The organism is Rhodanobacter sp. PCA2, from assembly GCF_013620825.1.
Lineage (GTDB): Bacteria > Pseudomonadota > Gammaproteobacteria > Xanthomonadales > Rhodanobacteraceae > Rhodanobacter_A.
Window position 1 is genome coordinate 3,488 of sequence record NZ_NJIC01000042.1, and the last position, 12,178, is coordinate 15,665.

12 protein-coding genes are annotated in these 12,178 nt (G+C 70.0%); 7 read left to right on the forward strand and 5 right to left on the reverse strand.

Annotated elements, in window-relative coordinates; genetic code table 11:
- Nucleotides 1-141 precede the first annotated feature (141 nt).
- Nucleotides 142-486 (reverse strand): Rieske (2Fe-2S) protein, encoded by a 345-nt coding sequence (locus PCA_RS13735; protein WP_181303186.1) that lies wholly within the window; start codon nucleotides 484-486, stop codon nucleotides 142-144.
- 78 nt (nucleotides 487-564) lie between these two features.
- Here PCA_RS13735 and PCA_RS13740 point away from each other — a divergent pair, with 78 nt between their 5' ends.
- The 4 genes from PCA_RS13740 (at nucleotide 565) to PCA_RS13755 (ending at nucleotide 4,405) form a co-directional block, all read left to right on the forward strand.
- On the forward strand, nucleotides 565-837 hold the full coding sequence (locus PCA_RS13740; RefSeq protein ID WP_181303187.1) for a hypothetical protein: 273 nt from the start codon (nucleotides 565-567) through the stop codon (nucleotides 835-837).
- A 68-nt stretch (nucleotides 838-905) separates the two neighbouring features.
- Nucleotides 906-1,790 (forward strand): methylated-DNA--[protein]-cysteine S-methyltransferase, encoded by an 885-nt coding sequence (locus tag PCA_RS17740; RefSeq protein ID WP_181303188.1) that lies wholly within the window; start codon nucleotides 906-908, stop codon nucleotides 1,788-1,790.
- 195 nt (nucleotides 1,791-1,985) lie between these two features.
- A complete protein-coding gene (yedA, locus tag PCA_RS13750) occupies nucleotides 1,986-2,903 on the forward strand; it encodes a drug/metabolite exporter YedA (protein ID WP_181303189.1) in 918 nt (305 codons plus the stop codon).
- A 110-nt stretch (nucleotides 2,904-3,013) separates the two neighbouring features.
- Entirely contained in the window at nucleotides 3,014-4,405 is a 1,392-nt protein-coding gene (locus tag PCA_RS13755) for a TIGR00366 family protein (protein ID WP_181303252.1), read from the forward strand.
- Nucleotides 4,406-4,630: 225 nt separating this feature from the next.
- On the opposite strand, the gene PCA_RS13760 is transcribed toward PCA_RS13755, so the two are convergent.
- The 4 genes from PCA_RS13760 to PCA_RS13775 all read right to left on the reverse strand — a co-directional run bounded on the left by PCA_RS13760 (nucleotide 4,631) and on the right by PCA_RS13775 (nucleotide 9,288).
- Nucleotides 4,631-5,938 carry an ABC transporter permease gene (locus PCA_RS13760; RefSeq protein ID WP_181303190.1) on the reverse strand — a complete coding sequence of 436 codons (1,308 nt, stop codon included), beginning with the start codon at nucleotides 5,936-5,938 and terminating at the stop codon, nucleotides 4,631-4,633.
- 10 nt (nucleotides 5,939-5,948) lie between these two features.
- On the reverse strand, nucleotides 5,949-7,112 hold the full coding sequence (locus PCA_RS13765; protein ID WP_181303191.1) for an ABC transporter permease: 1,164 nt from the start codon (nucleotides 7,110-7,112) through the stop codon (nucleotides 5,949-5,951).
- A 181-nt stretch (nucleotides 7,113-7,293) separates the two neighbouring features.
- Nucleotides 7,294-7,980: an ABC transporter ATP-binding protein gene (locus PCA_RS13770; RefSeq protein ID WP_181303192.1), complete on the reverse strand. Its 687-nt coding sequence runs from the start codon at nucleotides 7,978-7,980 to the stop codon at nucleotides 7,294-7,296.
- 66 nt (nucleotides 7,981-8,046) lie between these two features.
- A complete protein-coding gene (locus tag PCA_RS13775; protein WP_181303193.1) occupies nucleotides 8,047-9,288 on the reverse strand; it encodes an efflux RND transporter periplasmic adaptor subunit in 1,242 nt (413 codons plus the stop codon).
- Nucleotides 9,289-9,415: 127 nt separating this feature from the next.
- Between PCA_RS13775 and PCA_RS13780 the strand changes: the two genes are divergently transcribed.
- The 3 genes from PCA_RS13780 (at nucleotide 9,416) to PCA_RS13790 (ending at nucleotide 12,165) form a co-directional block, all read left to right on the forward strand.
- Nucleotides 9,416-10,102 (forward strand): fumarylacetoacetate hydrolase family protein, encoded by a 687-nt coding sequence (locus tag PCA_RS13780; protein ID WP_181303194.1) that lies wholly within the window; start codon nucleotides 9,416-9,418, stop codon nucleotides 10,100-10,102.
- Nucleotides 10,103-10,201: 99 nt separating this feature from the next.
- Nucleotides 10,202-10,612, forward strand: a complete 411-nt coding sequence (gene mscL / locus PCA_RS13785) for a large-conductance mechanosensitive channel protein MscL (RefSeq protein WP_219918825.1) — start codon at nucleotides 10,202-10,204, stop codon at nucleotides 10,610-10,612.
- 116 nt (nucleotides 10,613-10,728) lie between these two features.
- Nucleotides 10,729-12,165, forward strand: a complete 1,437-nt coding sequence (locus tag PCA_RS13790) for a M20/M25/M40 family metallo-hydrolase (RefSeq protein WP_181303195.1) — start codon at nucleotides 10,729-10,731, stop codon at nucleotides 12,163-12,165.
- Nucleotides 12,166-12,178: the final 13 nt, after the last annotated feature.

Here is a 12,178-nt window from a genome sequence, read left to right on the forward strand (position 1 = left end):
AACAATTTATGTTGCTTATAAGTCAATCGCCGCCCAGCCCGGCGCCACCCGCGGCCGCGCCATCGCCGCGGCAGCCACAAGCCCGCAAACACCCGATCAAGCCCTCACGGGCAACACACCGGCCGCTCTTCGAGCCGGCGCTCAGCCGGTCAGCCACACCTCGCCGTCGCGCACGCTGACCGCCAGCGCGCGCAGGTGTTCGCCGCGGCAGGGGCCGGCCACGCAGATGCCGTCGTTGCGGTTGAAGCTGGCGCCGTGCACGGCACAGATCAGCAGTTCGTCCTTGAGCAGGAAGCGGCCGGGTGCGTAGTCCAGCCGGCGGCCGGCGTGCGGGCAGACATTGAGCCAGGCCCGCACCTCGCCACCGCGACGCTGGACGATCACGCTCTCGCCATCCAGTGCGCCCACGCCTTCGACCGCGGTGACGTCGCCGTCGGGAATCTCGTCCAGCCGGCACAACAGGGATTCGGGGGAAACGGTGTCCATCGGCACTTGTCCTGCGGGCCGGATGGCCTCATCGTTGCACGCGTAAGTCGTTGATTTTAGCACACGGATTTTTAACACATGCGCTTCCATCTGCCCTCTCCCCGTCGTTCCCGCCACCCGCTGGTGCGCGCCCTGTCGCTGTTGCTGGGCATTGCGATGCTGGGCGTGCTGCTGGTGTTCGGGCTGGCCGTGGCCGGCGTGCTGCTGGTCGGCGGCGCCCTGTTGCTGGCGTGGCGCCAGTGGAAGCAGCCGCGCGCGCCGATCGCTACTGCAGCCAGGCCGAACAAGCCGACCGACGTCCTGGAAGGCGAGTTCGTGGTGATCCGCCAGGGTCCGGTGGTACACCACTGACGCAAGATCCGGATGGCGTGCGTCGCCGCACCGGCACACCATGGCGTCGTGCCCTGCCGGACGACGCCATGAACGCCCAACCCGCCTCCATCGCCGAAACCCTCGAACGCGTGCGTGCCCGCATCGAGCACGCCGACGAAGCGCCCACGCTCGACGCGCTCGCGCAGTTCGCCGGACTGAGCCCCAGCCACCTGCAGCGCGCGTTCCGCCGCCGCTACGGCATGAGCCCGGCCGAATACCATCGCGCCCGCCGCTTCGGGCAACTCAAGGCGGCGCTGCGCGACGGCGCCGCAGTCGCCGATGCGGTGTACGAAGCCGGCTTCGGCTCCGGCAGCCGTGTCTACGAGAACAGCGACCGCCTGCTCGGCATGACGCCGGCCAGCTACCGCGCCGGTGGCGCGGGCGCCAGCATCCGCTACACCACCACCGCCACGCCGCTCGGCCGGCTGCTGGTGGCGGCCACGGCGCGCGGCATCTGCGCCGTGACCCTGGGCGCGAACGACGCCGAACTCGAGGCGCGGCTCGCCGCCGAATTTCCGCAGGCCGCGCGCGAACGCGTGGACGCTGGCCGCGAGGAGTGGCTGGATGCGGTGATCGCGCGCATCGCCAGCGAACTCGGCTGGAGCGATGCCGCCGCACCCGCGCTGCCGCCGCTGGATGTGGCCGCCACGGCCTTCCAGTGGCGCGTGTGGAACGCGCTCACCCGCATACCAGCCGGCGAGACGCGCAGCTACGGCGAACTGGCCGCCGCGATCGGCGCGCCCAAGGCTGCTCGCGCGGTGGGCAACGCCTGCGGCAACAACCGCCTTGCCCTGATCGTGCCCTGCCATCGCGTGATCCGCGAGGACGGCACGCCGGGCGGCTGGCGCTGGGGCGTGGAACGCAAGCGCACGCTGCTGGCGCAGGAACGGCGTCGCGCCACGCCGCCGGAAGCGCGCCGCAAGCAGGGCTGAGCGTTCGCCCCGGGCCTTGATTCCGCCTCAAGCCTGCCTTGCGCACGGCGCGCTACCGCACGGACCGCATCTCCTCCATCATGCATGCCGCCGCCGTCCCCACGGCGGCATGCCGTGCCCGACGAAGTGCCGGATGAGGCCATGCCCAGCCTGTAGACTGCGCCGCGCGCTGCACCCCTCTGCCGAGTTTCCGCAATGAACGATGCCACCGCCCTCACCGCCAACGGCGCGACGAACGCCGCCGCCGACCGATCCCGCTTGCTGGTGCCGCTGGGCCTGCTCGCGCTGTACGTGATCTGGGGCTCGACCTATCTCGGCATCCGCTTCGCGCTGGAAAGCTGGCCGCCGTTCCTGCTCGCCGGCGTGCGCTTCCTGATCGCCGGCTCGCTGCTGTTCGGCTGGCTGTGCCTGCGCGGCGTGGCGTCGCCCACCCTGCTGCAGTGGCGCAACGCGGCCTTCGTCGGCACGCTGCTGCTCGGCCTCGGCAACGGCCTGGTGTGCTTCGCCGAGGAACGCGTGAGCTCGGGCATCGCCGCCGTGGCGGTGGCCAGCATGCCGCTGTTCGCCGCGCTGTTCGGCAGCTGGTACGGGCACCGATCGAACCGGCGCGAGATGTTCGGCCTGCTGATCGGTTTCGCGGGCGTGATCGTGCTCAACTTCGGCAGCGACCTCTCCGGCTCGCGCATCGCCGCGCTGGCGCTGCTGACGGCCGCCGCCGCATGGGCGTTCGGCTCGGTGTGGAGCAAGCACCAGGACATGCCGGCCGGCCCGATGAACACCGCGGCACAGATGCTGTGCGGCAGCGCGGCGCTGCTGCTCATGGGCTTCGGCGGCGGCGAGCGCCTGCCGGCGCATCCTTCGCTGCACGCCAACCTCGCGCTGGCCTACCTGGTGGTGTTCGGCTCGCTGATCGGCTTCAGCGCCTACCTCTACGTGCTCAAGCATGCGCGTCCCGTGCTCGCCACCAGCTACGCCTACGTGAACCCGCCGGTGGCCGTGCTGTTCGGCATGCTGCTGGCCAACGAGCACATCGGGCCGCTCGAACTCGCCGGCATGGCGGTGATCCTGCTCGGCGTGGCGGCGATCACGCTGGCGCACCAGAAACGCGCCTAGGCGCCACGCCCCGACCATCGTCGGCTTGCCCCGCACGACAACCGCGCGCCACCATGCCCGCGGCATCGCATGGGAGGAGCTCGGCCATGAACACGACGAACGAAGGCCTGATGGCGCGCATGGCGCTGCGCAGCGCGGCATGGTCGGAGCGCTGGTTTCCCGACGCCTGGGTGTTCGCGGCGCTGGGCGTGGCGATCGTGGCGGTGGCCGCGCTGGGCTTCGGCTCGACGCCCGTGGCCACCGTCAACGCGTTCGGCGACGGCTTCTGGAGCCTGATCCCCTTCACCATGCAGATGGCCTTCGTGGTGATCGGCGGCTACGTGGTGGCCACCGCGCCGGTGGTCGCGCGCTTCATCGATCTGCTGGCGCGGGTGCCGAAGAGCGGACGCGGCGCGATCTGCTACGTGGCGCTGGTGAGCATGCTGGCCTCGCTGCTGTCCTGGGGCTTCTCGCTGGTGTTCGGCGGCCTGCTGGTGCGCGCGCTGGCGCGGCGCGAGGAGCTGCGCATGGATTACCGCGCGGCCGGCGCGGCGGCCTACCTCGGCCTCGGCGCGGTGTGGGCGATGGGTCTCTCCTCGTCGGCGGCGCAGCTGCAGGCGAACCCGGCGAGCATGCCGCCCGGCCTGCTCGCGATCACCGGCGTGCTGCCGTTCACCAGCACGATCTTCCTGTGGCAGTCCTTCGTGCTCACCGCCTGCCTGATCGCGGCCTCGCTGGTGGTGTGCTGGCTCACCGCGCCGTCGGAGCGCAATGCGCGCACCGCGCGCGATTTCGGCGTGACCGAAGCCGCCGCCGTGCCCAAGTTGCCGCCGCGCACCCGTCCCGGCGAATGGCTGGAATACAGCCCGCTGCTGGCGGTGCTGATCGGCCTGCTGGGGCTGGGCTGGCTGGGCCACGAGTTCGCCACCAAGAACGCGGTGACCGCGATCGCGAACCTCAATACCTACAACTTCCTGTTCCTCACCGTGGGCCTGCTGCTGCACTGGCGCCCGCGCAGCTTCCTCGACGCGGTGGCGCGCGCGGTGCCGAGCACCGCCGGCGTGCTGATCCAGTTCCCGCTGTACGGCGGCATCGCGGCCCTGCTCACCCACGCGCAGGGCGCGGGCGGCGTGACGCTGGCGCACCGTCTGTCGCAGCTGTTCGTGCACGTGGCCAGCACCGACAGCTTCCCCGCGGTGATGGGCGCGTACTCCGCCATCCTCGGCTTCTTCGTGCCCTCGGGCGGCGGCAAGTGGCTGGTGGAGGCGCCCTACGTGATGCAGGCGGCGAACGACCTGCACGTGCATCTCGGCTGGGCGGTGCAGGTATACAACGCCGCCGAGGCGCTGCCGAACCTGATCAACCCGTTCTGGATGCTGCCCCTGCTCGGCGTGCTCGGCCTCAAGGCGCGCGACGTGGTGGGCTACACCTTCATGCAGTTGCTGGTGCACGTGCCGCTGGTGCTTGGGCTGCTGTGGCTGCTGGGGCTGACGCTTACGTATGTGCCGCCCGTGATGCCTTGAAGGGGCGGGAGCAGCCCGTTTGCTGTCTGGCCGCCGTTCCACTCTTGCTCGCCGTCATTCCTGCGGAAGCAGGAATCCAGTGACTTTCCCCAAAGAGCCGAAGGCGCTGGATCCCGGCTTTCGCCGGGATGACGCTTCATGGGCGCAGCGCCTAGAGGCGTCAGACTGACTTCGGCATGCCTCTCAGCCCGGCTCCTCTCACCACGGGAGAGGAGCCTCGCATGCTCATAGCTCGCGCAGCGCCGTGGTCACCGGCAACCGCGCAGCACGCACGGCGGGAAATAGCCCTCCGACGAAGCCGATCGCCAGCGCCCACTTCAAACCCGTCCAGATCAGGTTGGGGCCGACCTTGAACTGGAACATCACGTCGGTGAAGCCGTTGAGCGTGGAGGCGGAGTAACCGTCGAACACTAGCCACACCAGCAGCGCGCCGAGCAGGCCGCCGGCGAGGGCGAGCAGCATGGTTTCCAGCATCACCGACACCACCACCGGCACGCCGCGGAAACCGATGGCGCGCAGGGTGGCGATTTCGCGGGCGCGCGAGGCCACGGCGGCGAACATGCAGTTGAGCGCGCCGAACACCGCGCCGATGGCCATGATCAGGCCCACGACGATGCCCACCACGCGGATCGTCCTGGCGAGGGATTCGGACTGGCGCGCGAAGAAGGCGCGCGTGGTGTCGGCTTCCACCTTCAGCTTGGGATCGGCCGCCAGCGCCGCCTTGAACGGCTCGAACGCCGCCGCGCCGGTGAGTTTCACCAGCACGGATTCCGCACTGTTGCCGCGACGGTAGACCGCGGCCACTTCCTGGCGGTCGGCCCACAGCTCGGAATCGTAGGCGTCGCCGCTGGCGAACACGCCGACCACCTTCCAGCTCTGCCGGCCCAGCTTCACTTCGTCGCCGACGTCGAGGCCGGCGAACTCGTGGTGCGCGCCCTGGCCCACCACCAGCTCGTCGAGGCCGGGCTCGAACATGCGGCCCGCGACGATCTTCAGCGTCGGCCGCAAGGCCCAGGCCGCGCCGTCCACGCCGCGCAGCTGCGCATTGGCATCGTCGGTGGAACCCTTCTTGTGCAGGGTGGCGGTCACCACCAGCTCGGCCGAGGCCAGCGGCTTGCCGTCGCTGCCGCGGGCGATGCCGGGCGCCTGTTCGACGGCGACGATGTCGTCGCGCGTCAGCACCGACTGCGCCTCGGACACCGAGCCGCCGCGCAGCACGATCGCGGTGTCGTCGCGGCCGCCGCTCTGCAGCGTGGCCTGGAAGCCCTGCCCCATCGCCAGCAGCGCCACCAGCACGCCGACCACGCCGGCGATGCCGACCACGATCACCGAGGACGAACCCAGCCGTTGCCGCAACGTGCCGACGCCCACCGCCGTCACCGAACCCGCCTGGCGGCCGCTGCGCGTGAGCGCCATCCACAACGCCAGCACGACGGCGAGCGCCGCGACGCCGAACCACGGCAACGCCGTCCACGCCATCAGCGCCACCACGACGAGCAGCAGCAGGCCGAGATTGATCAGGAATTTCTTCATGGCTGCTTCCTCACCGCCCGCTCAGGGCATCGACGATGTTCAGGCGCATCGCGCGCCACGCAGGCGGCAGGCCCACCACCAGGCCGATCAGCACCATCAGCAGCACGCCGGCCGACCAGGTGCTGCCGGATACCGCATGCACCGGCACCATGCCGCCGCTGGCGGCGCCGATGTGGGGCACGATGAACGACACCAGCGCCAGCCCGATCACGCCGCCGAGCAGCAGCATCAGCACGCCCTCGGTCAGCACCATCGCCAGCACGCTGCGGCTGGAGAAGCCGATCGTCTTGAGCACCGCCAGCTCCGACGTGCGCTCGCGCACCGCCTGCATCATGGTGTTGCCGGTCAGCAGCAGCAGGGTGAAGAACACCGCGCCCATGATCGCGCTGACGATCAGGCCGATGTTCACCAGCTGCTTGATGAAGGAAGCCTGGAACGCCTGCTCGGTCTGCGCGCGCGTCTCGTGGTCGGAATTCGCCGAGATCGCGTCGATCGTCTTCGCCACCGCATCGGCCCGCGCCGGGTCGGCCACCTTCACCACGTACCAGTGCACGGTGCCGGAACCGAAGGCGTTGTTCTCGTCGAAATACTTCCAGTGGAACATCAGCATCTGCTCGCGCCCGGCGTCGCTCGGAGTCTTCCCGTGGAAGATGCCCACGATGTCGAACGTCCAGGTGCTGTTGCCGCTGGCCTTGGACGGGAAGATCGTCGACTGCAGCGGGATCTTGTCGCCGATCTTCCAGCCGAAGCGCTTCGCCAGCGCCGCGCCGACCACGGCGCCGGTGCGCGTCTTGTCCCAGCTGGCGCGCTGGTCGGCGGGCAGGCTCATTTCCGGATAGAGGTCGAAGTAGTTCGGGCTCACCGCGAAGCTGATGACCTGGTTGCGCGGGTCCTGGTAGACGCCGCCGAACCAGTTCGCCGTGGCCACCGCCGACACGCCCGGCACCGCGGCGATGCGCGCGCCCAGGCTTTCGGGCAGGGCCTGCTGCATCGACATCTTCGAGTTCACGATCAGCCGGCCCGCGCCCGCCACGCTGTCGCCCGCGTTGAAGGCCTGGCGCACGGAGTCGAGCAGGCCGAACAGCACGAACGCGGCCATGATCGACACCAGGGTGAGGAAGGTGCGCGACTTGCGCCGGAACAGCGCCGCCCAGATCAGATGGAAGTATTTCATGGGGTTGCCTCCAGCGTTTTTCCTTCTCCCCGCTGGGGAGAAGGTGGCCCGAAGGGTCGTATGAGGGGCTGGCGTTTGCGATGGCATGGCCCGCGGTGCGCTTTCATCGAGCCCTTCCGCAAGCCTTTCCCCTCACCCCAACCCTCTCCCCGCAGGGGAGAAGAAGCTGCATCCAACGCGTTCACGCCGTCACCTGTTCGACGAGGGTGCCCTTGTCCAGGTGCAGGGTGTGGTTGGCGTACTCGGCGGCCTTGGGATCGTGGGTGACCATCACGATGGTCTTGCCGTGCTCGCGATTCAGCGTGCGCAGCAGGCCGAGCACGTCCTCGGCGCTCTGGCGGTCGAGGTCGCCGGTGGGCTCGTCGCAGACCAGCAGGGTGGGATCGGAGACGATCGCGCGGGCGATCGCCACGCGCTGCTGCTGGCCGCCGGAGAGCTCGCTGGGCTTGTGCGAGGCGCGGTCGGCCAGGCCCACCAGTTGCAGCGCGATGCCCGCGTTCTTCCGGCGCTGCGCGCCCGAGAGCTTGGTGAGCAGCAGCGGCAGCTCCACGTTCTTCTGCGCGCTCAGCATCGGCATCAGGTTGTAGAACTGGAACACGAAGCCGACGTTGGCCGCGCGCCACTTCGCCAGCGCGCCGCCGCCGAGCTGGTCGATGCGCGAGCCGGCCACGCCGATGCTGCCGGCAGTGGGCGAGTCGAGCCCGCCGATCAGGTTGAGCAGGGTGGTCTTGCCCGAGCCGGACGGCCCCATCAGCGCGAGGAAGTCGCCCTCGGCGATGTCGAGGTTGATGTGGTGCAGCACCTCGACCTTCTGCTTGCCGCGCTGGTAGACCTTGGAAAGGTCGCGGATCTGGATCAGTGTGTCCATGGCGTTGCTCCGATGGATGTTGGCCGGATGGATGGCGGTGCGCGCCTGCCGGTGCGGGCGCGGCGATCAGGGAGAGCTTTTTTCCGTCTGGACGTCGGCGCCGTCGCGCAGCTCGGCCGGCGGCGACAGCACCAGCACGTCGCCCGGCTGCAGCGCGTCCGGTACCAGCTTCAGCTCGCCGTAGTTCAGTGCCGCCGGTTTCACCGCGCGCAGTTGCGCCTTGCCGGCGGCGACCACGAACACCACGCTGCGGCCGTCGCGCTGCACGATCGCCTTCGCCGGCACCAGCACGCCTTTCGGCGCCTGCGCCACGTTCGCCGGCTTCTGTTCGAGAAAGGACACCCGCACGCCCATGTTCGGCACGATGCGCGCGTCCTTCTGCTCCAGCGCCACGCGCACCTTCACCGTGGCCTTGCCGCGGTCGGCAGCGGGCACGATGGCGATCACGTGGGCGGGAATCTTCCAGTCCGGGTAGGCGTCGAGCACCGCCTCGGCGGGCATGTCCGGCTTCACGCGGCCGATGTAGGCCTCGTTGACGTCCACGTCGACTTCCAGCGAATCCATGTCGACGATGGTGCCGATGCCGGTGCGGGTGAAGCCGCCGCCGGCGGAGAACGGCGAGACGATCTCGCCCACCTGCGCGTCCTTGGTGGTGATGACGCCGTCGAACGGCGCGCGCACCACGCAGTAGTCGAAGTTGACCTGTGCCTGCATCACCTGCGCGTCCGCCGAACCCGCCGTCTTCATCTGCGCGGCGAGCTGGGCGCGCGTGCCTTCGGCCAGCGTGCGTGCCTGCTCGGCCGCCTGCTTCGGCACCAGTCCCTGCGCGGCCAGCGATTGCTGGCGCGCGGCGTCGCGATCGTTCTGCGCCAGTTGCGCCTTGTATTGCGCCACCAGCGCATGCGCGGCGGCAGCCTGCGCCCTCGCTGCCTCCAGCCCGGCCCGGTACGCGCTGTCGTCCAGCCGGGCCAGCACCTGGCCCTTCTTCACGTGATCGCCTTCCTCGATCAGCACGGCGGTGAGCGTGCCGGTGATCTGCGCCGACACCGTGGCCTGCCGCCGCGCGGTGACGTAGCCGGTGGCCTGCAGCACCGCGCCGGCGCCGCTGTCGCTGGCCGGCGACACCGCGATGGCGGTCTGCACGGCGATGGCGCGATGCCCCAGCATCCACCACGCACCGCCGCCCAGCAACGCCAGCAAGAGCACCAGCGCAAGCACGATCCACGGCCAGCGCGGCATGCGCCCGTCGTGCGCCTCGCGCTGGTGGCGCTCGATGCGCAGCTCCTTCAGCAGCTCGCTGTTGCTCACCGCATTCCCCTTCATCGCTTGATGCCGGATACGGTAGGTTCGCCGCGACACGCCCGACATGGGCAGGCATCAGGCATCGCGCGTGACAGCTGTCATCCACCCCCCGCGAGGCGTTACGCTGGGCGGCATGGACTACGCCATCGCCCCGCCCGCCGTACCCAGCCTGCCGATCCTCGGTTCGGATCGGCGCTTCCCGATCCGCCGCGTGTTCTGCATCGGCCGCAACTACGCCGACCACGTGAAGGAAATGGGCGCCACGGTGGAACCCGGCCGGCCGATGTTCTTCTGCAAGCCGGCCGACGCGGTGGTGGCGGATGGCGCCGACGTGCCCTACCCGTCCATCACGCAGGATCTGCACCACGAGGTGGAAATGGTGCTGGCGCTGGGCGCCGGCGGCCGCGACGTGCCGGTGGAACGTGCCGCCGCGCTGGTGTGGGGCGTGGGCGTGGGGCTGGACCTCACGCGCCGCGACCTGCAGGCGCAGGCCAAGGCCAAGGGCCAGCCCTGGGACGTGGCCAAGGCGTTCGACCACAGCGCGCCGGTATCGGCGCTGCGCCCGCTGGCCGGCGCCCTGCCCGGCCCGGACACCGAGCTGCGGCTGAGCGTGAACGGCACGCTGCGCCAGCACGCACGGCTCAGCGAGATGCTGCACGACGTGCCGCACATCCTCGCCGCGCTTTCCACCCTGTTCGAGCTGAAACCCGGCGACCTGGTATTCACCGGCACGCCCGCCGGCGTGGCCGCGCTCGCGCGCGGCGACCGCTTCCACGCCGAGCTGGCCGGCTACGCCGAACTCGACGGCCGCATCGCCTGAGCCAGCGCAAGATCCTGCCGCCGCCGTTTACCCCGCCCTTGCAGCTGTTGCGCTAGAGTCTCCCGGCCATTCGGCGCACCACCCAGGGAGAACACAGCAATGAGCATGCTGCAGGAATTCAAGGCGTTTGCCATGCGCGGCAACGTGATGGACATGGCGGTCGGTATCGTGATCGGCGGTGCGTTCGGCAAGATCGTCAGTTCCCTGGTCAGCGACGTGATCATGCCGCCGATCGGCGCGCTCACCGGCGGCGTCGATTTCTCGGCGATGAAGTGGGTGCTCAAAGCCGCCGACGACAGCGACCCCAAGCACAAGATCGCCGAAGTGGCGATCAACTACGGCAGCTTCATCAATACCATCATCACCTTCCTCATCGTCGCATTCGCGATCTTCATGGTGATCAAGCTGATGAACCGGCTGCAGCAGAAGAAGGAAGAGGCGCCTGCCGCGCCGCCGGCCGACGTGGCCCTGCTCACCGAAATCCGCGACCTGCTCAAGAACAAGCAGTGATCCGCGCCCGCGGGGGCGGCTACGCGCCGCCTCCGCGCACCACGCGCCGTGACTTCCGGCCCAAGCGGCAGGAACGCGCGGCGCGATAATCGCGGTTCCTTCGCACGGAGTCGCACATGCGCCGCCCCGCCCTCACCCTACTCGCCGCCAGCCTGCTGCTCGCCGGCGGCCTCGCCAGCGCCGCCGATACCGTTGTTCCCGCCGCCGCCGTGAAGACGGCCGAGCAACTGCGCGACAAGGCGCTGCACGACGACACCGCCTGGCAGGTGGTGAAATCGCTGACCACCGAGGTCGGCCCGCGCATGGCCGGCAGCCCGGCCGACCAGCGCGCCCGCGACTGGGCGGTGGCGAAGTTCAAGGCGCTGGGTTTCGACAAGGTCTACACCGAGCCGGTGAGCTATCCGCTGTGGGAGCGCCGCCACGAGAGCGGCGCCATCGTGGCGCCGTTCCCGCAATCGCTGGTGCTCACCGCGCTGGGCTATTCGCCGGGCACGCCCAAGGGCGGCCTCACCGCGCAGGTGGTCAGCTTCGACAGCCTCGCCGCGCTGAAGGCGGCCGACCCAGCCACGATCAAGGGCAGGATCGTCTACGTCGGTCCCCGCATGCAGCGCAAGAAGGACGGCGCCGACTACGCCATCGGCTCCGGCGCGCGCGTGGCCGGCCCGGTGATCGCCGCGGAGAAAGGCGCGGTGGGTTACCTGCTGCGCTCGGCCGGCACCGACGCGCACCAGCGCATCGCCCACACCGGCGTCACCGGCTTCCGCGACGCGGCCAAGGCGATTCCCGCCGCGGCGCTATCCAACCCCGACGCCGACCAGCTCGAACGCGTGCTGGCCTACGGCAAGCCGGTGACGGTAAAGCTCGACCTCGATTGCGGCATCGTGGGCGAATACACCGGCGCGAACGTGATCGGCGAGATCACCGGCCGCAAGCATCCCGACCAGTTCGTCGCCATCGGCGGCCACCTGGATTCCTGGGACCCCGGCACCGGCGCGATCGACGACGGCGCCGGCGTGGCGATCGCGATGGCCGCCGCCAAGCTGATCCACGACCTGCCGCAGCGCCCCGACCGCAGCATCCGCGTGATCGCCTTCGCCAACGAGGAAATGGGCCTGTGGGGCGGCCGCGCGTATGCGGAGAAGCACGCGAACGAAGTAGCGAAGTTCCAGCTCGGCACCGAGTCCGACCTCGGCGCCGACAAGGTGTACCGGATGAGCGCCAGCGTGAAGCCGCAGGCGCGGCATGCCATCGAGCAGATCGCCGGCGTGCTGAAGCCGCTGGGCGTGGCCTATGACGCACGGCGCCCGGGTGGCGGCGGTTCCGACCTGTCGCAGATGCACGCCAGGGGCATGGCCGCGCTCACCCTCGACCAGGACGCCACGCGCTATTTCGACTGGCACCACACGCCGAACGACACGCTGGACAAGATCGACCCGGACCAGCTCGCGCAGAACGTGGCGGTGTACGCGGCGTTCTCGTACATGGCGGCCCAGGCCGATGGCGACTTCGGCTCCGCGCCCGGCGCATTCGCGGGCGACGGCGCCGAGGACTGACCGTCCCGGACCC

Coding starts and splice junctions, on each gene's coding strand:
- PCA_RS17740 (WP_181303188.1), top strand. CDS start 906: ATGAACGCCCAACCCGCCTCCATCGCCGAAACCCTCGAACGCGTGCGT.
- PCA_RS13790 (WP_181303195.1), top strand. CDS start 10,729: ATGCGCCGCCCCGCCCTCACCCTACTCGCCGCCAGCCTGCTGCTCGCC.
- PCA_RS13780 (WP_181303194.1), top strand. CDS start 9,416: ATGGACTACGCCATCGCCCCGCCCGCCGTACCCAGCCTGCCGATCCTC.
- PCA_RS13765 (WP_181303191.1), bottom strand. CDS start 7,112: ATGAAATACTTCCATCTGATCTGGGCGGCGCTGTTCCGGCGCAAGTCG.
- mscL (WP_219918825.1), top strand. CDS start 10,202: ATGAGCATGCTGCAGGAATTCAAGGCGTTTGCCATGCGCGGCAACGTG.
- PCA_RS13770 (WP_181303192.1), bottom strand. CDS start 7,980: ATGGACACACTGATCCAGATCCGCGACCTTTCCAAGGTCTACCAGCGC.
- PCA_RS13740 (WP_181303187.1), top strand. CDS start 565: ATGCGCTTCCATCTGCCCTCTCCCCGTCGTTCCCGCCACCCGCTGGTG.
- PCA_RS13760 (WP_181303190.1), bottom strand. CDS start 5,938: ATGAAGAAATTCCTGATCAATCTCGGCCTGCTGCTGCTCGTCGTGGTG.
- PCA_RS13735 (WP_181303186.1), bottom strand. CDS start 486: ATGGACACCGTTTCCCCCGAATCCCTGTTGTGCCGGCTGGACGAGATT.
- yedA (WP_181303189.1), top strand. CDS start 1,986: ATGAACGATGCCACCGCCCTCACCGCCAACGGCGCGACGAACGCCGCC.
- PCA_RS13755 (WP_181303252.1), top strand. CDS start 3,014: ATGGCGCGCATGGCGCTGCGCAGCGCGGCATGGTCGGAGCGCTGGTTT.